The organism is Alteromonas sp. MmMcT2-5, from assembly GCF_022348315.1.
Classification (GTDB): Bacteria; Pseudomonadota; Gammaproteobacteria; order Enterobacterales; family Alteromonadaceae; genus Alteromonas; species Alteromonas macleodii.
Window position 1 is genome coordinate 207,268 of sequence record NZ_JAKRFB010000002.1, and the last position, 20,888, is coordinate 228,155.

The 20,888-nt window shown below is 46.2% G+C and carries 17 protein-coding genes; 6 read left to right on the top strand and 11 right to left on the bottom strand.

The genetic code is table 11. The features are described 5' to 3' along the window. Positions 1–4 precede the first annotated feature (4 nt). The 5 genes from hslR (at position 5) to MHN09_RS02960 (ending at position 7,332) form a co-directional block, all read left to right on the top strand. On the top strand, positions 5–409 hold the full coding sequence (gene hslR / locus MHN09_RS02940) for a ribosome-associated heat shock protein Hsp15 (protein ID WP_015000020.1): 405 nt from the start codon (positions 5–7) through the stop codon (positions 407–409). Positions 410–432: 23 nt separating this feature from the next. Next, positions 433–1,332, top strand: a complete 900-nt coding sequence (hslO, locus tag MHN09_RS02945) for an Hsp33 family molecular chaperone HslO (protein ID WP_239239056.1) — start codon at positions 433–435, stop codon at positions 1,330–1,332. Positions 1,333–1,778: 446 nt separating this feature from the next. After that, positions 1,779–3,341, top strand: a complete 1,563-nt coding sequence (locus MHN09_RS02950) for a phosphoenolpyruvate carboxykinase (protein WP_239239058.1) — start codon at positions 1,779–1,781, stop codon at positions 3,339–3,341. A gap of 253 nt (positions 3,342–3,594) precedes the next feature. After that, positions 3,595–6,018: a TIM-barrel domain-containing protein gene (locus MHN09_RS02955; RefSeq protein ID WP_239239060.1), complete on the top strand. Its 2,424-nt coding sequence runs from the start codon at positions 3,595–3,597 to the stop codon at positions 6,016–6,018. Positions 6,019–6,159: 141 nt separating this feature from the next. Next, positions 6,160–7,332, top strand: coding sequence for an MFS transporter (locus tag MHN09_RS02960; RefSeq protein WP_049585472.1), 1,173 nt, complete (start codon positions 6,160–6,162; stop codon positions 7,330–7,332). Between the two features lie 26 nt (positions 7,333–7,358). Here the strand turns inward: MHN09_RS02960 and envZ are convergent, their stop codons facing one another. The 5 genes from envZ to MHN09_RS02985 form a co-directional block, all read right to left on the bottom strand. After that, positions 7,359–8,678, bottom strand: a complete 1,320-nt coding sequence (envZ, locus tag MHN09_RS02965; protein ID WP_014951299.1) for a two-component system sensor histidine kinase EnvZ — start codon at positions 8,676–8,678, stop codon at positions 7,359–7,361. Positions 8,679–8,813: 135 nt separating this feature from the next. Further along, positions 8,814–9,536 (bottom strand): two-component system response regulator OmpR, encoded by a 723-nt coding sequence (ompR, locus tag MHN09_RS02970; RefSeq protein ID WP_014951298.1) that lies wholly within the window; start codon positions 9,534–9,536, stop codon positions 8,814–8,816. A gap of 311 nt (positions 9,537–9,847) precedes the next feature. Beyond that, positions 9,848–10,993: a DUF2855 family protein gene (locus MHN09_RS02975; protein WP_239239062.1), complete on the bottom strand. Its 1,146-nt coding sequence runs from the start codon at positions 10,991–10,993 to the stop codon at positions 9,848–9,850. Positions 10,994–11,147: 154 nt separating this feature from the next. Then, entirely contained in the window at positions 11,148–12,053 is a 906-nt protein-coding gene (locus tag MHN09_RS02980) for a phosphoribulokinase (protein ID WP_014951296.1), read from the bottom strand. A gap of 122 nt (positions 12,054–12,175) precedes the next feature. Continuing rightward, complete coding sequence (locus MHN09_RS02985; protein WP_014977768.1) at positions 12,176–13,111, bottom strand: ion transporter; 936 nt, start codon at positions 13,109–13,111, stop codon at positions 12,176–12,178. A gap of 157 nt (positions 13,112–13,268) precedes the next feature. On the opposite strand from MHN09_RS02985, the gene MHN09_RS02990 reads away from it, so the two are divergent. Next, the gene (locus tag MHN09_RS02990) at positions 13,269–14,030 is read left to right on the top strand and encodes a sugar-binding protein (protein WP_101566374.1); all 762 of its coding nucleotides are present in this window, start codon (positions 13,269–13,271) and stop codon (positions 14,028–14,030) included. A 169-nt stretch (positions 14,031–14,199) separates the two neighbouring features. On the opposite strand, the gene MHN09_RS02995 is transcribed toward MHN09_RS02990, so the two are convergent. The 6 genes from MHN09_RS02995 to dusB all read right to left on the bottom strand — a co-directional run bounded on the left by MHN09_RS02995 (position 14,200) and on the right by dusB (position 20,871). After that, entirely contained in the window at positions 14,200–14,952 is a 753-nt protein-coding gene (locus MHN09_RS02995) for a glucosaminidase domain-containing protein (RefSeq protein ID WP_239239064.1), read from the bottom strand. Positions 14,953–15,420: 468 nt separating this feature from the next. Continuing rightward, positions 15,421–16,713: a phosphoribosylamine--glycine ligase gene (purD, locus tag MHN09_RS03000; protein WP_014951292.1), complete on the bottom strand. Its 1,293-nt coding sequence runs from the start codon at positions 16,711–16,713 to the stop codon at positions 15,421–15,423. A 27-nt stretch (positions 16,714–16,740) separates the two neighbouring features. Beyond that, positions 16,741–17,556, bottom strand: coding sequence for a class I SAM-dependent methyltransferase (locus tag MHN09_RS03005; protein WP_049585484.1), 816 nt, complete (start codon positions 17,554–17,556; stop codon positions 16,741–16,743). 311 nt (positions 17,557–17,867) lie between these two features. After that, a complete protein-coding gene (gene purH, locus MHN09_RS03010; protein ID WP_014977764.1) occupies positions 17,868–19,466 on the bottom strand; it encodes a bifunctional phosphoribosylaminoimidazolecarboxamide formyltransferase/IMP cyclohydrolase in 1,599 nt (532 codons plus the stop codon). Between the two features lie 82 nt (positions 19,467–19,548). Beyond that, complete coding sequence (gene fis / locus MHN09_RS03015) at positions 19,549–19,842, bottom strand: DNA-binding transcriptional regulator Fis (RefSeq protein ID WP_239239066.1); 294 nt, start codon at positions 19,840–19,842, stop codon at positions 19,549–19,551. Positions 19,843–19,872: 30 nt separating this feature from the next. Next, entirely contained in the window at positions 19,873–20,871 is a 999-nt protein-coding gene (gene dusB, locus MHN09_RS03020) for a tRNA dihydrouridine synthase DusB (protein ID WP_239239068.1), read from the bottom strand. Between the last annotated feature and the right edge of the window lie 17 nt (positions 20,872–20,888).

Consider the following 20,888-nt stretch of genomic DNA (forward strand, 5'->3'; position numbering starts at 1 on the left):
TTACATGAGCCAATCGGATAGCAACAATACAACACAAAATGTCAGGCTGGACAAGTGGCTATGGGCTGCAAGGTTCTTTAAGACCCGCGCAATAGCAAGAGACATGGTGCAGTCGGGCAAAGTCCAGTACAACGGGCAAAGGGCCAAACCTGGCAAGCATGTAGAGCTTGGCGCCATGATTAAAGTTCCCTCAGGATGGGATAATCGTGAAATTAAGGTGCTAGGCTTAAGCGATAAGCGATTGAGCGCACCTTTGGCGCAAGCGCTGTTCGAAGAGACGGTTGAAAGTGTAACAAAACGTGAAGAAAACCAAGCTGCGCGCAAAATGAACGCATTTCACAGCCCTAAACCAGATCATAGACCTGATAAAAAGCAGCGACGACAGATTATTAAATTTAAGCAGCAATAGTGAGCTGCTCAACAGGATTACTTATGAGCGATTTCGATAAATTACACCGCTTCTTATTTACGCAAGCTAACGTCCGTGGCGAATTAGTTCGTCTTGATGAGAGCTTAACGCAAATTGTGCACAGCTATGAATACCCTGTGCAAATTCAAGCATTGTTAAGTGAAATGGCGGCAGCGACGTCATTGCTAACGGCAACGCTTAAGTTTAAGGGTGAAATTTCACTTCAAATTCAAAGCAAAGGCCCGGTAAGTTACGCGGTATTAAACGCCACTCACGAACAAACGCTTCGCGGTGTAGCTCGCTGGGACGAGACATTAGAAACATTGCCAGAAACGTTTTCAGAGTTATTGTCTCAAGCGGTATTGGTCATTACTATCACACCAGATGAAGGCGAGCGTTATCAAGGCGTTGTTGCATTAGATAAGCCTTCTCTAGCTGAATGTATTGAGAGTTACTTTGCTCAGTCAGAGCAGCTAGCGACCAGCGTGCACCTAATGACCGACATGAGCGACCCTAAAAACGCGAAAGCGTCGGGTGTGTTGCTCCAGGTATTACCTACCGATGCTAGCGCTACCGATGTGTCGCAAGCCAATGAGTTTGCTCATATCACTAAGCTTACTCAAACATTGACCAAAGAAGAAATGTTTACGTTGTCGGTTGAAGACATTTTATATCGTCTTTACCACCAAGAAGATGTGGAAGTGTACCCAGCTAAAGACGTAACCTTTGCTTGCTCATGCTCAAAGGAGCGCAGCGCAGAAGCGCTTCGTCATGTTGAGAAGTCTGAACTTCATGCAATTATTGCAGAAGAAGGCGCGATCAAAATGAATTGTCAGTATTGTCATACCGAATATTGCTTCGATAGTATCGACGTAGAGGCCATTCACAGCGGCAACTTCGAGGCACCGTCTTCAAATCAGTAACTACATATTTACTGCTTTATTAAAGCGCCTTCATTCGAAGGTGCTTTTTTGAATCTGAGCTCCGACAAACATACATCGACTCGTTTGTTCAACACTTCACTTATGGTTAAAAATTACTCATCTGTAAGTGTTTAACTTTTCTACACAGTCCAATCTTTCTTTTATTCCTGTACTAGTGAAAGTTTTCATCTCCTCTTTCGAAAGAAAACTGTCATGTTTTATTTTGAAATTCATCGATCAATATAGGTTTTCTACGCCTTATTTTTGCATTTATATCCAAGGAAAAGGCTTTCCTTGTAATTAATTTACAATATTTATGAAATTCCGTTGTAATAAATAGTGAGTATGTGTTTTATAAATGCTTGCTAGGCCTTGTTTACATTACACTCTAAGAGGTGATACTTTTTTGAAAGTGCTTTTGAAAAATTACATATAGGGTAACAGCCATGACCGCAGCAGCCTCAATTCAAACGGATCTGAAAGTAACGCCACTCACCGACCTGCCAAATGCAGAACTTATCGAGCGCGCCGTAAAGCGCGGCGAAGGTGTCCTCGATAAAAACGGTGCGCTAGTCGTTGAAACCGGAAAACGTACAGGTCGCTCTCCAAACGATAGATTCATCGTTAAAGAGCCTACGACAGAAAACGACATTGATTGGGGCAAGGTAAACAAGCCTTTTGATTCTGATAAATTCGATGCGCTGTGGGATCGCGTTGAAGCTTACCTGTCTACCCAAGAACACTTTCTTTCACACCTTCAAGTGGGCTCAGACCCTGAACATGCCTTGTGGCTAGAAGTAAGAACGCAAACTGCGTGGCAGCATGTTTTTGCTCGTAATTTATTTATTATTCCAGAACAGTGGAATGTGAAAGGCGACCAGCCTTGGCAAATTCTAAACGTGCCTGGCTTTACTTGCGATCCAGAGCGCGACGGTACAAACAGCGATGGTACGGTTATCATCAACTTCGCGAAAAAACGCGTATTGCTTGCGGGCATGCGTTACGCTGGTGAAATGAAAAAAGCCATGTTCTCAGTGCAAAACTTCCTACTTCCGGCAAAAGACGTGCTACCTATGCACTGTTCAGCCAACGTGGGTGAAGAAGGCGATGTGACCTTGTTCTTTGGTCTTTCAGGTACTGGCAAAACTACGCTTTCAGCCGATCCTAACCGTTTCTTGATCGGTGATGACGAGCACGGCTGGGCACCAGGTAGCGTATTTAATATCGAAGGTGGTTGTTACGCTAAATGTATCGATCTTTCTCAAAAGAACGAGCCAGTAATTTGGAATGCCATCAAGTTTGGTACCATCCTAGAAAACGTAGTGCTTGATGAAACACGCACGCCTGATTATACCGACACGTCGTTAACCCAAAACTCACGTGCGGCCTACCCGCTTTCGCACATTGAAAAGCGCGTTGCTGAAAACCGAGGTGGTGAACCTCGCTCGGTTGTATTTTTGACCTGTGACGTAAGTGGCGTATTGCCTCCTGTTTCAGTGTTAAGTGAAGAAGCTGCGGCGTATCACTTCCTAAGCGGTTACACAGCGAAAGTAGGCTCTACAGAAATTGGCTCTACTAGCGATATTGAATCAACCTTCTCAACTTGTTTTGGTGCGCCTTTCTTCCCACGTCCAGCAGGCGTGTATGCAGAGCTTCTGATTAAGCGTGTTAAAGCGTTTGGCGCTAAGGTTTACTTGGTTAATACCGGTTGGACAGGCGGCCCTTACGGCACAGGTAGCCGTTTTGATATCCCTACTACGCGCGCCATCATCGATGCGATTGTATCGGGTAACTTAGCTGATGTTGAAACTCAGCACATTGACGCGTTAAACCTAGATGTGCCAGTGGCAATAGACGGTGTAGACAGCAATTTGCTTGTGCCACAAAACACGTGGGCAGACAAAGAGAAGTACAACGAATACGCCGCTAACTTAGTTAACGACTTTAAACAGAACTTTGAAAAATATGACGTTAGCGACGCTATCGTTAAAGCCGGACCGGGTAACTAACACTCGGTCCGCCCCTTCCCAACGTTCATCACACTCAACGTGATTGATGTTTTGCCCGCACCGTGTTGCGGGCTTTTTTTGTGTTGTTGTTAACAAATTTAACATTATGAATACGTATGTTTATTTAAGTTGAGCAAGGCACTAGCTATCATTCACCGTACACAAGAAGGCTTTAATTAAGCGCGCTTCGTTAATTAAGTGCGGTTCGCTAATTAGGTGCGCTTCGCTTTGAAGCATAAAGAAGGTTTTGAGCATGATAGACAGGAAACAGCGTATAGCACTTGCATGTGCTGGTTTGGCATTTTTCTCGGTAAATACGGTAGCCGAAGTTCAAACAGCGACACTCGAAAAAGCAACGCTAAATATTGATACGGATACCAATGACTTCACGATAAGCGCGTTGCACGATAGTGGCTTTCAAGTAACGTATCTTACTGATGATAATGGCACGCCTTACGCAAATCTACCGTCTATGGCGCTTCCCGAGCCCGCGTTGACTGATGTTACAAACAAAAAAGCTAATGATGTAGAGCTAGTTGAAACTGCGACAACCCTAATCTTAAAACTCAATAATATTTCTGCACATGTCGATAAATCAACGCACGTTATCAGTTACTCGGTAAACGGCAAAGTAGTAGCAAAAGAACAAGATGGGCTAAACATTTCTGATAACGGCGTCAGCCTGTCGTTTGCGTTAGATGAAAACGAAAAACTCTACGGTGGCGGCCAGCGCGTTTTAGGTATGGATCGTCGTGGTCATAGCATGCCGCTATATAACAAAGCACACTATGGTTACACCACGTCTTCAAATCAGATGTACTTTGGCTTGTCGGCTGTGATGTCGTCAAAAAATTACAGCGTATTGTTCGATAACACTGCTTCTGGTGAGCTAGATATTGGCAAAACGAACAGAGACGAGTTGCTATTTAAGGCACAAGGCGGCCGTGCAAGCTACATCATGGTGTTGGGTGAAAATTTAGAAGATACAGTAAGGTCTACCGTTGCAGTAACGGGAAAACAGCCGCTTCCTCCACGCTGGCTGCTGGGTAACTTTGCATCTCGATTTGGCTATAAATCACAAAATGAAGTGATGGATGTCGTCGATGCCTTTAACACGCAAGATATTCCCGTTGATGCCGTAGTGCTTGATTTATATTGGTTTGGCAAAGACATTAAAGGGCATATGGGGAACTTAAGCTGGGACACCGCCGCTTTCCCTGAGCCTGAGAAAATGATTAGTGAGCTACGCGCTCAAGACGTGAAAACCGTGCTGATAACCGAGCCTTTTATTCTTACGACGTCAAAGCAGTGGGATAGTGCCGTTGCCAGTAATGCCCTTGCTCAAAACGATGATGGTGCGCCGTATACTTTCGATTTCTATTTTGGCAATACCGGCCTTGTCGATGTGTTCAGTGAAGCGGGTCAAGATTGGTTTTGGCAATATTATGAAAAGCTTGCTGCACAGGGTGTTGCCGGCTGGTGGGGCGACTTGGGTGAGCCAGAAGTGCACCCTGATGATATTCAGCACATGTGGCAGTCTACAAAAGTAAGCGGCGCAGAAGTGCACAATGCCTATGGTCATCAGTGGGCTAAAACCGTATATAACAACCTAACAGAGCTTCAGCCTGATACGCGCCCCTTTGTGCTGATGCGTTCAGGCTTTTTGGGCAGTCAACGGTACGGAATGGTGCCGTGGACAGGCGATGTGAGTCGAAGCTGGGGCGGACTTAAACCTCAGGTAGAGTTGGCACTCCAAATGAGTGTTTTTGGAATGGCGTATACCCATTCCGACTTAGGTGGGTTTGCTGGAGGCGAAACCTTTGATCCCGAGCTTTATACAAGATGGCTTCAGTTCGGTACCTTTTCACCGGTATTTAGGCCTCATGCTCAAGATAATATTGCGCCGGAGCCAATTTTCCACGCCGACCCCGTAAAGTCTATTGCGCGCAAGTTTATCCAACTTCGCTATGACATGCTGCCTTATAACTATTCATTGGCCTTTGAAAATGCGCTTTACGGTACGCCATTAATGCGCCCGTTAATTATGGCCTACGGTGAAAGCGATTGGTTTGAAAATGCAGACAGTTATCTGTGGGGCGATGGCCTGTTAGTTTCGCCTGTGACGAGCGCTAACCAAACGGTGTGGCCGACCAAGTTGCCTGAAGGCGTATGGTTTGATTTTTTCTCTGATACGAAATACCAAGGTGACCAAACCGTTAACTACCCGCTAAGCCAAGATAATTTTCCAGTGTGGGTAAAAGCAGGAAGCTTTATGCCAATGGCAGACGGGCTTAGCCGCACAGAGCAGTTTGATGCCCGTAAAATAGAAATGCATTACTGGCATGACAATTCAGTGAATTCATCTTCATATACTTATTACGAGGATGACGGCAAAAATCCAGCGTCTGTCAAAAAAGGCTTATATACAAAGCTACTTCTTAATGCGTCAGTAGACGATAAGGCCGCATTAACCCTGACGCTTGATAGCGAAGGCAGCTATTTAGGTATGCCTAAGCAGCGAGACATCACTTACGTCGTGCACGGTTTAAGCGAAAAACCACAGAGTGTTTCACTTGATGGCAGGAGCGTGCCTGTAATGTGGGATGAAAAAGGGAAAACGCTTTCACTTGCAATTTCTTGCGATTATCAGCAATCTGTAAAGGTAGTGATTATGTGATAATTAAGGGCTGCTGTTCTTTCTTGCACAGTAAAGGTCAGCGCCCTCAAAAGGTTCACTTTGTGGTCAAGGGGCATAACTACGCTGTGCCCTCACGCCTAAATCGGATGTCTTTCTACTGATATCAGCCATGGAGCCTAAATGAGCCGACTTCCTGCCACCATCGTTATTTTCGCTGGTTTTTTTCTAATTGGTAAATTGTTTCTCTTGTGGGGAATATTACTGCCAGATATTGCAGCCGATTTGCAAATGTCTGAAGTAGTCAGTGGCGCACTTTTCTCGCTTTTCTCTGTAGGCATGATGTTAGGCGCTGTGATTGGTGGCAAGTATGCCAGTCGCTTCGAATATATGCCGCTACTTGCCACGTTATTCAGTATGAATACGGCGCTGTTGCTGCTTGTGTCAGTACTTACCGCTTGGCAATGGTTTTTGGTGTTAGCGGTATTAATAGGTGTGGTGAGCTCAACAATATTTACTATTGGCCACACGCTTATTGCACGAATGTACGCAGAAAAGCGCTTTACTATGATGGGCTTAATGGACTTTATGTTCAGCTTAGGAACGTTTGCGGCGTCGTTCTTTGTAACGCTGTTATACCTTGTTGAGCACAACTGGCGCTTACCTATTCAGGTGTTGGCAGGCGTTATGATTTTGCTTTCGTGCTACGCATTTATTGCGGCGCGCTCTCAGGCAAAAGTACTTAAAGGTCAGCCAAAAGCGCCTAAAAAGACCTTGGCATTTGGGGTCATTATCAAGCAGCCCGTTTTCATATTTCTAACGTTGCTTACCTTTGGCTATGGTGCCGTAGAGTTCGGTAACGCGAACTGGTTTGTAAGCTATGCGCAAAACGGCTTAGGCTTTACTGGCGAGCAGTCGAGAAACTTACTGGCGTTCTTTACCGCTGGTATGGTGATAAGCCGCCTTACCTTCCCATTTTTACTGCGATTTGTATCGGTACACCGCATGATTGTAATCATGGCGACAGCATCGCTTGCGGGTGTATTCGCACTGAAGTTAATGCCTTCATTTTACGGGATTGGCGCAGGTAATTTATTGCTCGGCTTAGGGCTAGGTGGGCTCTTCCCGTTAGCACTTTCTGCGGCAATGAATATCGACAGTGACAACGGCCCTGTACTTTCTGGTATTTCTATTATCGGTAACTCTACTGGCGTACAAGTGGCATCGTTTTCTACCGGACTATGGGCGAACTTCGCGCCACTTACTACGGCGTTTTGGGTAATTCCCCTTGGCGGCTGCGTGCTGTGGCTGGCATCTTATGGATACAGCCGAAAAATTAAGTACCGCCGAAGCTAATACCAATCCGTGTAGTGTTTTTGGGCTTAATGGGTTTGATAGGGTAAATAAAACTCTGCGACCAAGCCCTGCTGAGGATGATTTCGCAACGTCACCTCACCATCGTGAGCTTCTACAATTCGCCTTATTATGGCAAGGCCAAGGCCTGAACCAGACGAATTGCGGGCTTTGTCGCCTTGTGCAAACGGCATAAATACACCGTCGAGCTCCGCTTCCGGTATTCCCGGGCCAAAGTCGCGTACTTTGCAATACACACGCTTTTCGTGGCGATTATAAAAGCTGCTAATTGCAATATCGTCCGAGCCGTACTTGAAAGCATTTTCGATGAGGTTGTCGATTACGCGTTTCATTGCAATTCGCCGAAGTGACAGCGGAGGAATGGCGTTGAGTTTGAGTTCGATGTGGTGCTTGTCGTCTAAATGTCTGGCTTGTACCAGCTCTGCAATAATCGCGTTTAAATCGGTTTCTTGAGTGACTTCTTCGGTGTCGTAGCGTGCATAGTCAATGAACTGATCGATGATGGCGTTCATGTCTTCTATGTCATTTACAATGCCGTCTTTTATCCAATCTTGATCTTCTGGCAGCATTTCTGAGGCAAGACGAATACGGGTAAGCGGTGTGCGCAAGTCGTGAGAAATACCCGCTGTCATAATATTTCGGTCATTCTCAAGCTGCTTAATACCCTGATTCATGCGGTTAAACGCCCGAGTAACCTGAATCATTTCGGTGCTGCCTTGTTCGCGAAGCGGCGCCGGGTGCTCGCCTTTACCCACCGCTATTGCTGCTTTTTGCAGGGCTGACAATGGACGGGTCATGCGTCTTACAAACAACCAGCCCCCGGCCACACTCAATATGCCAATTACCATTAAGTACATAGTCAGAGGGGATATATTCGCTTCGTTAAGTCCTGAAATAGGAATAGAGATCCACGTATCTGGGTAGCGGTTCAGGGATATCCACACAATGTATGGTGCATTTTCGTCGCTGGCCTGCGTGGTGGTGCTAATGCGCACATCTGCAAGCTGCCGGAGCTGCTCGCTAACCTGAGAAGAAATATAGCTATAGTATACGGCGCTCTCTAATCCATTCTGTTTGGCAACGCTTTCGTCAAAGACCTGTACCTGGGTTTTTTGAAAATAGCGGTCGCGGGTTTCTTGGTTAGTCACCAACAAGTCGTTGGCGAGCACAGATTTCACTTGGGTGGCCAATAAGCTGTTAATTTGTTGGTAGCTGGGCTGAATAAAGTAATAGGTAACAGAGATGTAGGACACAATCTGATTAATAAGCAACAGCACGCCAATAAGCATGACGGTTTGGCCAAATGCACTTTTGGGAATTAAACGCATAACATGCCGTCGCTTTGAATCATAAGCCAGTGTTTGGAATGGCAGTAGGTAAACGCATAATTAGGGGTCATGAGTAAACATACTTCACTTGCGCACTGGCCAGGACGGTAGAGCCCGCCGTATCAGTCATAGGTGCTAAACTTGTTCGCCATCAGGCACGAATACGTAGCCCAATCCCCATACAGTCTGTATATAACGAGGGTTGGCAGGGTCTTCTTCAAGCATTCTTCGTAAGCGTGAAACCTGAACGTCAATACTGCGTTCTAAGGCACTGTAGTCACGACCACGCGCTAGGTTCATCAGTTTGTCTCGTGACAAAGGCTCACGTGGATGAGTAACCAAAGATTTCAATACCGCAAACTCACCGCTTGTCAGGGTTAAAGGTGTATCGCCTGCAGTCATTTCTCGGGTGGCAAGGTTCAGTTTGTAATTGCCAAATTCCACAATTTGCACGTCTTTAGACGGCGCGCCCGGCGCTTCGCTGCTGCGTCTGCGCAATACCGCTTTAGCGCGTGCTAGTAGCTCGCGTGGGTTAAATGGCTTAGGCAAATAATCGTCTGCACCCATTTCAAGGCCGATAATGCGGTCAACTTCATCGCCTTTTGCAGTAAGCATAATAATGGGCATGTCGTTTTCTTGCTGGCGCAATCTGCGGCATATAGATAAGCCGTCTTCACCAGGTAGCATAAGGTCCAAAACCATAAGGTGAAAATTCTCGCGCTCTAGCAGTCTGTCCATTTGTTCTGCGTTAGCCGCACTGCGAACTTGATAGCCCTGCTCAAGCAAATAGCGCTCTAATAGGCTGCGCAGACGCATGTCATCATCAACAACGAGAATTTTAGAGGTTTCCTGACCCATACTCATACCTTTCGTTTTACTTTTGTTTCACTATAACCACAAGATGTGAAATACAAAAGCGAGAAAATCGTAAAAGGCAGGGGATGTTTGTTACAAATAGTGTCTAGGTCTGTTGCTCTTTTATGTACAGCAAGATTTAGTAAAGACCCAGTAAAGACCCAGCAAAGACCCAGCAAGCTTTAGACAAAAGGAGGCCGTTAAGCATTTCTCCTCCCTAAACTTATTGAGAACTGCCCGTTGATTACAAGCTGTAAAAAACGTAGGCGCTGCAACAACACACCAGCTGTTCAAGTTGTAATCCTTAAGGGGCGCTAATCAAAAGTGACGACGTTAAGGGCTTTTGTTTGCGCCGTTCCATTAAGCGTTTCTAAATATAACTGCGTTATAGCATCGGCTCCGCGGTGCGACTGCTCATAAAACTGATCGCTCACTTTCTCTGCGAAGCGTTTCCATGCACTGGCGTATTTTGCCAAAAAGGCCTCGTGCCCCCATTCATGTTGGCGCAGTTTCACGCGATCTGGCGCGAAGAATATCTCTGCATTGAGCAATTTGGGGTTGGGCTTCTCTTGGGCTTTCCAATCTGTCGCACCAATGAGTGTAACGTCGCTCAGGCTGTCGCCAAGCTGCTTGGTAAGGTCATTAATCAACGTACCGTTGGCAGCGAAATCAAGCAGCCAGTAGCGCGCATCGCTGCTTTGACTGCTATAGTCTTCGCTACTTAGGGCTGAGAGTTCGTCATAACTATACACTTCATCGTAGCAGCCGGACGCTTTTACCATGTCCACGTTTTGTTTCGAGGTTAGCCCAACCACCTTATAGCTTGCGTTTCGAGAGGCCTTCTGGTCTTTAAGTAGTTGCGCCGTACCCAATGCGGTTTTACTTGAAGCGCTCGACAGTAGTAAGGTTTCATTGTTTGCTTTCTCTGCCACATAGTCATCGAGAACAAACGATGTCATATAAAGGGGTCTAAAATTAAGCTGCCATGCTTCGCGGTTTTTGTCGTAGCCGGGGTCGGCGGCACAGCGAAGATATTGATCGTAAACAGGGCTAATGCTCTTCCGTTTTTCGTGGATGTCTGAAAAACCGTGAGAGGCAACTTTTCCAGCTTTTATCACCCAATGGCTAGCCATAGGCAGGTAGCCGAACACCTTTTCACCTACTTTGATATCGCTATGACAAGACGCCTTAACGGTAGCAAAGCCCCAAACGGGCACAATACCGAAGCCATGTGCTTCATCAACGTCATTATCACTCTTAGCAGGGAAAAAGCCCCAATAGCCCATTTTAAAACCCAGTGCAGCATAGGTGATGTTGTTGGCAGAAAAGCCAAAGCTGTCTGTCTCAAGCAATACTTCGTCTTGCTGTAAGTCGCTGATGTTTATATCGCGAGAAACAACGTTAGTGTTGGCAAGGTTTTGCTGGTCTACCCAAATTTGTTGGCTTTTAATTGTGATCATAATAGGAGCCTGCTGTGTCAAAAACTAGGTCGAGAAACTAAATCAAGAAACTAAACCAAGAAAGATTCCGAATAGAACCTAGATTGACGCAGGGCATGAGCTTTTACGACTTACTGTTTTAAATATATGCCTATAGAAGCGATGTATATTGGGCTTACTCGTCGCTGCTCAACCAATCCATCTGATGACCAGCTCTACGCTTTTTATTTAAGATGTCTTCAAGAAGCGGAGTTAAAATGAGTTCCATGGCTAAGCCCATCTTTCCTCCGGGCACAACCAAGGTATTGATGCGAGACATAAACGCGCCGTCGATCATTTGAAGGAGGTAGGGGTAGTCCACAGTCTTCATTTCCCGTCTAAAGCGCACAACCACAAAGCTTTCATCTTGGGTTGGAATTTCCCGTGCACTGAAGGGGTTGGAGGTATCAACGGTTGGTACGCGCTGGAAGTTAACGTGGGTGCGTGAAAATTGTGGCGTGATGTAGTGGAAATAGTCGTCCAGTCCTCGTACTATGCTGCTCATTACCGCTTCACGAGAATGTCCTCGGTCAGTGGTGTCGCGTACAATTTTTTGGATCCACTCTAAGTTTACAATCGGCACCATGCCGACCAGTAAATCTACATGTTTTGCTACGTCATTTTCTTCCGTTTTTACACCGCCATGTAAACCTTCATAGAACAGCAAATCAGTGTTTTTGGGTAAATCTTGCCAAGGTGTAAAGGTGCCGGGCATTTGGTTAAAAGGCACGGCTTCATCGAACGTGTGAAGGTATTGTCTAAACTGTCCTGTACCCGAGCTGCCGTATTCCCTAAACAGAGATTCCAGTAGCTCAAAGTCGTTGGCTTTAGGGCCAAAGTAGCTGATATGTCTGCCTTGTTCTTGGGCTTTGCGAATTTCTACTTCCATTTCCGGGCGGGTAAAACGGTGAAAACTATCGCCTCCTACAACCGCAGCATTAACACTTAAGTTCCTGAAAATATGGCGTATAGCGTTGGTCGTGGTAGTAGTACCCGCGCCAGAGGAACCTGTTATAGCAATAATAGGGTGTTTGACAGACATAGGAATTCTTTTTGGAAATGACGGGTACTAGTTATAAGCTGATGTGAGCTAAGAATCAAGGGGAGGTATAAGCGCTTACCACTCGATTCTTGGGAGTTGCTTTCGCTCCAGCCTGCGTATAATCAATCATCTAGCCGTTTGTGATGGTGCTGCAATAGGCGCACAATTAGCTTTGCCTCTTCTTCGTCTAAATCAAGAAGTGCGCGAACATGTTCTAGGTGATGCACATCGTGCTCACTCAACTTTCCGTCGTCCAAAACGCTTCTTACTGTGTCTTTAAACCTATCGCGTTTTAGCTGCATCTGCGATGTGTAGCTAGAAGACAAAATACCCGCTGGTAAGGCGTAAAAACAGATTCCCATAATAGTTATGAGGCCGCCAAATATTTTACCCAATGCAGTTATAGGAACGGCGTCACCATAGCCCACTGTGGTCAGCGTGACGAGTGCCCACCACAATGAAGCGGGAATACTGCTAAAAACATCGGGCTGAGCAGCATGTTCAATGTAGTAAATACAGGTGGCGGCGATAATCGTGAACAACAAAAGTACGCTTAATGCCGCAATAAGGCTGTGAGACTCGTTGCGCAACACGGTAACGAGAGTTTGCATAGAGCGCGAATAGCGCCCGATTTTTAGAATTCGCATTACCCGAAATATTCGCAAAATACGTAAATCGAACGCCACGAAAACGCTTAAGTAAAAAGGCAGAATTGCCATTAGGTCGACGAGCGCCATGGGACTTTTCAAATAGGTCCAGCGCTTTTGCCATGTCGTTGTACGTTCGTGATTAGGGCGGTTTGGGGCCGATGCGCTGCCGTATAAACGAAGAAAGTACTCGACGGTAAATATCAGTACTGAAACCACTTCGATTATATGAAGTTCGTACTGCCAAATGGCAGGGATACCCGGCACTGTTTCCAGCATCATAGCGACAACATTTACGATAATTAACGCGATAAGAAATACATCAAATATTTTGCTGAGCTTTTTGTACTCGTGAGCCTCGCTAGCAGGCGCAAGGATGTGATAGCACGCGTTTTGAAATGACATAGCCATGGTAGTGAGGGAACGAATGTCCTTTTTATACCAATTACCGTTGCAAATTGGTAATGCTTCTAAAAAAGAAGAGGGTGTTTGGCGCTATTTTCAAGCGCGAATGGAGTCAAAACATGGTAGTTTAAAATACAAATAAGCAAACAAAGAGCGTATCCAATTGAAAAGTGCAAAACATTTAGGGGCAGTACTAACCTCGGCACTGCTTGTGGCTATGTCTGTGCCCACAGCACAAGCCAAGTCTGACAGCGTACTTTTTTCATCAACGCCACCTGTTATAGATGGTGTAGCCAATGACGCTGCATGGAAAGGGGGCGATTGGCATGAAATGACGTCGCTTATGTGGGGCTCGGCTCCTGAGTCCGGTGATTTTTCTGGTCGATATAAACTTCGATGGAACAAGGATGCGCTGTATCTGTTGGCAGAAATACAAGACGATCACCTCTCAGATACCTATGCCAATCCCCTTGAACGTTATTGGGATGATGACTGTTTAGAAATTTTCATTGATGCAGACGCCTCTGGTGGCGATCACCTTAATAACTACAATGCGTTTGCCTATCACTTGGCGTTAGATAATCAGGTTGTTGATATAGGTCCAAACGAAGCAGGAGAGGCTGTACCACAACTTTACAATGATCACGTAGAGAACAAATGGCAGCGAGATATATTGGCGCCGCATAAAATTCATTGGGAAGCAGCGGTACGTGTATTTGATGATAGCTATCAACACGGAAAAGATAATTCGCCTGTTACCTTAAAAGAAGGTATGACGCTGGGCTTTATGCTTGCCTATTGCGATGCGGATGGTGGCGACAGAGAGCACTTTTTAGGCTCTCATGAGATCACCCCAGTAAACGGCGATAAAAACTTGGGGTATAAAGATGCGTCGGTGTTTGGAAAGGTGAAGCTGACAAAGTAGTGAACCATAATTTGTCGCTACTTTACTTGATTGACTTGCTGCGCGTAATTGGAAGGAGTCGCAGAAATGCCACTCCTTTTAACCTGCAATCACTCACCTTGACTAAAAGCCATGCCATTTGGCGATAAAAAAATGCGCAACAGAACTCGTCACGCTCTAGCTGGTTGAGTTAATTGGCTTCGCCTTCCTGCTTACTCAGATCTAACTTGTCCAGCACTGCAAGTTTATTAAAACTGATCATCTCACGTATTTCTTTTCCATATTCATCGCCACGCTCAGAATACTTCCCTAAGCCATAGCTAAGCGCGACCCCGGTGACAGCCTTGTCGTCTTCACGTAAGGATTGGCGAATGTTACGCAATGGTTTGTAAGCATCGTGGGTGTTTAAATTTAGCATGTAGCTTTCTACTGAGTCGGCAGGCGAACGGAAATCAGCAACTTCATGATTTTTATCAGCGTCCCGCGATTTTGGAACGATACCGCAGCCCTTAGAGAAGCACCACTGACCAAAAAAGTTGTTCCCTAATTTTGCAAAACGAGAGGTACCCCATGCACTTTCATTCGCTGCTTGTGCAATTGCTAACGACGCAGGAACAATGTCGGCACGCCTTAACAAAACCTCGCAGGCTGACTCCTGTTCAAGGTCAGCATCGTCAACACGAAACTTTGTCAGGAACTGGTCTAGATTGTCTGCTTCATCCGCGTCGCAAGAACTTTGAATTTGTACTCTATCGGTGGCTAGCTCTTTGTTCACCTCGACTACAATAGGAGTGAAATACTCAAAAAATGCCGCTTTTCGGTCGGGGCCGGCGGCATAAGCAGTAAAGTCTGGAGCAGATTCTTTGGCAAAAAAGGCGAACCACGCTGCGGTACTCGCCACTACTGCTACAAGCAACACAGCTATAAGTTTAGTGTTTGACATCAGGTGATACCTCTTTTATTAGAATGAAATAATACGCTTTTTAAGCGGACTACCTGAGCTTATTAAATCTCGCCAAGTGGTTAATCATCTATGCGGATTGATACCAATACCATACAGGTTCTTGTATGCGCTGCAACATATGGAGAAGGTCAGTAAATTAAAGATTTATAATGTATACAGTACTATCGGCAAGTACCAAATCAGACTCAATGTGAAATTCAATACCTTATTGCTTATGTACTGAGCGCGAGTTTTCTTTTGTGTTGAGCGTTAGTATCAGGTTAAGCAGTGATATGTCGCTGGGAAACTACGATTTCTGCTTTTGCTGCACGTTAGCATGGTGAGTAAGTGGTAAGAGTAGGTAAGAGTAAAAGTGGGGGGCGTAGAACTCACACCCTGGTTTTATGTAATTATGTAAGAACGCAGCATTACGCTGCGTTCATTTAGCACTTTCTATGAGGCTTTCGGCTACTTGGCTTCAGCTTCACGCGCAATCGCACGGTGCGCGATATCAGTGCGGTAGTACACATCTTTAAACTGAATGGCTTTTAGTAGCTCGTAGGCTTTTTGCTGCGCTTCGGTAACGTTGTTACCCAAAGCTGTAGCGCAAAGTACGCGGCCACCTGCGGTTACCACTTCGCCATCTTGAAGGGCGGTACCTGCATGGAAAACCTTTCCGTCTAACTTAGCGGCTTCTTCGAAACCAGTAATCACGTCGCCTTTATCATAGCTGCCTGGATAGCCGCCAGCGGCAAGCACAACACCTACCGACGCGCGCTCATCAAACTCAATCGTTTCGCCAGCAAGTTCGCCTTTGCACGCTGCTTGGCAAAGTGGAACTAAGTCAGACTTTAAGCGCAACATGATTGGCTGAGTTTCCGGATCGCCAAAGCGACAGTTGTATTCGATTACCTTTGGAGTGCCATCAGCCATAATCATAAGGCCAGCATATAAAAAGCCAACGTAGTCGTTGCCCTCAGCAGCCATGCCGTTAACTGTTGGCATAATCACTTCCTGCATAATACGGTCGTGAATGTCCTGCGTTACAACCGGAGCCGGAGAATATGCACCCATTCCGCCTGTGTTCGGCCCTTTGTCACCGTCAGCAGCACGCTTGTGGTCTTGGCTGGTGGCAAAAGGTAGTACGTTTTTGCCGTCTACCATGACAATGAACGACGCTTCTTCACCGTCTAGGAATTCTTCAATAACTACGCGGCTGCCGGCTTCGCCAAACGCGTTACCTGCCAGCATGTCGCGGATAGCGTCTTCCGCTTCTTCAAGGGTCATCGCAACAATAACACCTTTACCCGCAGCAAGACCGTCAGCCTTTACTACAATCGGCGCGCCTTTCTCACGCACATAGGCAATAGCTGGGTCAATTTCTGTGAAGTTTTGATACTCGGCCGTTGGAATGTTGTGGCGAGCCAAAAAGTCTTTGGTAAAAGCTTTAGAGCCCTCAAGCTGCGCGGCAGCTTGAGTGGGGCCAAAAATCATTAAACCAGCGTTTGTGAACGCATCAACAACACCTGCAACTAGCGGCGCTTCTGGGCCTACAATAGTAAGCTCAACATCGTTACCCTGAGCAAAAGAAACCAAGCCAGCAATATCATTTACATCGATAGCTACGTTCTCAAGCTTAGGTTCTGTAGCTGTGCCGGCATTGCCAGGTGCTACAAATACTGTTGAAACATCAGAAGACTGCGCTGCTTTAAACGCTAGCGCGTGTTCGCGGCCACCGCCGCCAATTACAAGTACGTTCATTAACTGTTCCGTTTTGAGTGTTTAATTTTATGATTTTGGTTTGGTGAATTTTAGCGTCATGCGATTGCTCTCGCCAATCGCCATGTATTTTTCGCGATCTTGATCATCTAGCGCCAAACGTGGAGGTAGCGTCCACACACCTTTCGGGTGGTCGGCAGTATCCATTGGGTTAGCGTTGACATCGCTGCTTGCTTCAAGCACAAAGCCTGCTTTTTCGGCGGCAGCCACAACGTAAGAACGCTTCATGTAGCCACTTTTCTTCATTGCTTCATCATCTGCGCTTTCAGGAAGCTCATGTTCCACTACGCCCAGTACGCCACCTGGCTTAAGCGCTTTGAAAAATGCGCCAAATGCATTGTCGATACCCTCGTCACCGTGACGCATATACCAGTTGTGTACGTTGCGAAACGTCAGCACCATATCGGCACTACCTGCGTCGCTAATATCTAACGCTTTGATTGGGTCGAATGCAGTAAGCTCAGCACCTTCGTACTTCATGCCCGGCTTCATTTTTTCTTTGAAGCCTTCTACCGACTTTTTGTAATAGCCGCTGGTTTCATCGTCAACATAGAAGTGAGCAGCTACATACTTACCGTTATCTTTTACAACAGAATAAAGGATGTCGGCGTACCAACCACCACCGGGAGAGATTTCTACCACAGTCATGTCTGGGGTAAGGCCAAAAAAGCGCAGTGTTTGCTGAGGATTACGGTACTCATCGCGTACTTTTGCACTAGCAGAGCGGATATCGCTCATTGCGGCATCAGAAATCGCATCTGCGCTGGCATAAGTAGCACTTACACCTAGGGTTGCGGCTAACACATATTGGGCTAACTTTTTCATTCTTATTTCCTTTTTCTGTCGAGGGTAGGCGAATAACATAACACTATTACTACAAATTACCACGGGTCAGATCAAGCCTATCAGCTAACCCCTATTTGCACTTACGCCTTAGCAGAATAATTCGCAACTCTGTCGCTTCGATGAGATTTCACTACAACCAAGCAAATGACCTCGAGTCTGCGTATTTAAAAGGGTTAAGGAAAAATAAAAAACACACAGTAAAGCCACCAAATGCCACTTTACTGCGTGTTCAACTTAGGTGTTGGTGTCCCTCACTAAGCCTGCACTAAAAGGTATTGCGTAAATACTTATTAGTGACGGAAGTGGCGCATACCCGTGAACACCATCGCAATGCCGTGCTCGTCAGCGGCATCAATGACTTCCTGGTCGCGCATAGAGCCGCCTGGCTGAATGACTGCTTTAATACCTGCTTCAGCTGCAGCGTCGATACCGTCGCGGAATGGGAAGAATGCATCAGACGCCATTACCGAGCCTGCAACTTCAAGGTTCTCATCAGCTGCTTTAATACCCGCAATTTTTGCAGAGTAAACACGGCTCATTTGGCCTGCGCCCACGCCTACCGTCATACCGTCTTTGCAGTAAACAATCGCGTTTGACTTCACGTATTTTGCTACCTTCCAGCAGAACATAAGGTCGCGTAGTTCATCTTCGCTTGGCTTACGCTTAGTCACAACTTCTAGGTCTTCCATTTCAACCATGCCGAAGTCGCGCTCTTGTACTAATAAACCGCCGTTTACGCGCTTAAAGTCATAACCTTCAGTTAGCTGACCAGCCCAGTCACCACACGCTAGAAGACGTACGTTTTTCTTCGCACTTACTACTTCTTTCGCTTCATCGCTTACTGTCGGCGCAATAATGACTTCCACAAATTGACGGTCAACAATCGCTTGCGCCGTTTTCGCATCAAGCTCTCGGTTAAACGCGATAATGCCACCAAATGCAGACGTTGGGTCAGTTTTAAACGCACGGTCGTAGGCACTTAAAATATCATCGCCAATGGCCACACCACATGGGTTAGCGTGCTTAACGATTACACATGCTGGCTCTTCGAATTCTTTTACGCACTCAAGCGCCGCATCCGTGTCAGCAATGTTGTTGAATGACAGTTCTTTACCCTGAAGCTGAGTAGCGGTAGCCACAGACGCTTCTTGAACATTGTTTTCAACATAGAATGCCGCTTCTTGGTGGCTATTTTCGCCATAGCGAAGGTCTTGCTTCTTAGTAAGCTGCATGTTGTAGGTACGTGGGAATTCACTGTGCTGGTGGTCACAGTCTGCTTCACAACCTGTGCTGTCTAAACGAGCACCAAAGTAGTTTGCAATCATGCCGTCGTATTCGGCCGTATGTTCAAACGCTTTAATCGCAAGGTCAAAACGGGTGTTGTACGTTAACGAGCCATTGTTGTCGTTCATTTCTGCAAGCACGCGAGAGTAGTCCGCCGCATTAACAACAATAGTGACATCTTTATGGTTTTTCGCTGCTGCGCGAACCATCGTTGGCCCACCGATATCAATATTTTCAATCGCATCTTCTAGCGTACAGTCTTCGTTTGCCACGGTAGCAGCAAACGGGTAAAGGTTAACCACCACAAGGTCGATAGGCGCAATGCTGTGTTCTTCCATCACTGCTTCATCGGTACCGCGACGACCAAGGATACCGCCATGAATTTTCGGGTGGAGGGTTTTAACGCGGCCAGCCATAATTTCTGGGTGACCTGTGTGATCAGACACTTCTTTAACAGGCAAGCCAGCGTCAGCGAGAAGTTTAGCAGTACCGCCCGTCGACAGAAGTTCTACGCCAGCGTTATGCAGCGCTGTCGCGAAATCGAGGATACCGGTTTTATCAGAGACACTAAGGAGAGCACGTTTAATTGGTTTTGGTGTTTGCATAAATTTTAAGTTTCTAATGTTGTAGTGTTGAAACAAAAAGAGCACCGATTGGTGCTCTTTGGTGGGCAAAGCCCTTGGAATCTTAGTTCATGCCGTATTGCTTAAGCTTCTTGCGAAGTGTGCCACGGTTGATGCCCATCATGATGGCAGCGCGGGTTTGATTGCCGCGTGTGTAAGTCATGACTTCTTCTAGCAGCGGCGCTTCAACTTCAGCCAGTACCATTTCGTACAGGTTATCGATGTTTTCGTTATCCAATTGCTTAAGGTACTTATTAACCGCTTGCTTTACAGAGTCACGCAGTGGCTTTTGAGCTTGCGTTTGTGAAGGCGTAGTTACTGTAGTAGTAAAAGGTGAAGTCACGTTTTGATCGAACATAATACTGTGTTGCTCTTAAGTTAGTCATCACTATGCTGCGGGAGAAATCTGTCGGGTTTCTCGTGTCTGCAGCGGTTGAAAATATGCATTTAGTGCATCGAGTTGCTCATTCGCATCATCGATAGCGTTAAACGTTTTACGAAACTGACGATCCGTATCGTGCTCCGCGAGATACCAGCCCACGTGCTTACGGGCAATTCTCACACCGGCTATGTCGCCATAAAAGTCCTGCACATTGGCTACGTGCTCATGCAAGAGTTCATATAACTCTGACAGCGGCGGTGCTGGTAGGTTCTCGCCCGTTTCAAGATAATGTTGAATTTGCTTAAATATCCAAGGTTTACCTTGCGCGCCGCGACCTATCATTACGCCATCTGCACCGGTGTAATTCAGCACCTCTTGTGCTTTCTCTGGAGAAGTAATATCACCATTTGCAATAACAGGAATTGAAATTGCCGCCTTAATTTGGCGTATGGTGCTGTATTCAGCTTCTCCTTTATACATACAAGCTCGTGTTCTGCCGTGAACAGCAAGCGACTGTATGCCGTTTTGCTCTGCAATGCGGGCAATCTCTACCCCATTGCGATTTTCTGGGTTCCAGCCGGTACGAATTTTTAGTGTCACGGGTACATCAACAGCATTAACTACTGCTTTAATAATCGCTTCCACTGTGTCTGGGTATTGAAGCAATGCAGAACCTGCCAGCTTCTTATTGACCTTTTTAGCAGGACAACCCATGTTGATGTCGATGATTTGCGCACCGTTCTCAACATTAAATTGTGCTGCTTGAGCCATGAGCTCAGGATCAGCCCCAGCTATCTGTACAGAGCGAATGCCTTCTTCACCCTCATGATTCATACGCGCTTGTGATTTAGCTGTGTTCCAAACTTTCGGATTACTCGAAAGCATTTCTGAAACAACAAGCCCTGCACCTAAGCGTTTACAAAGTTGGCGAAACGGTCTGTCTGTTACGCCAGCCATGGGGGCCAACATCAAATTGTTTTCTAACTCGTAAGGTCCAATTCGCATTGTAAAATGTATAGCTC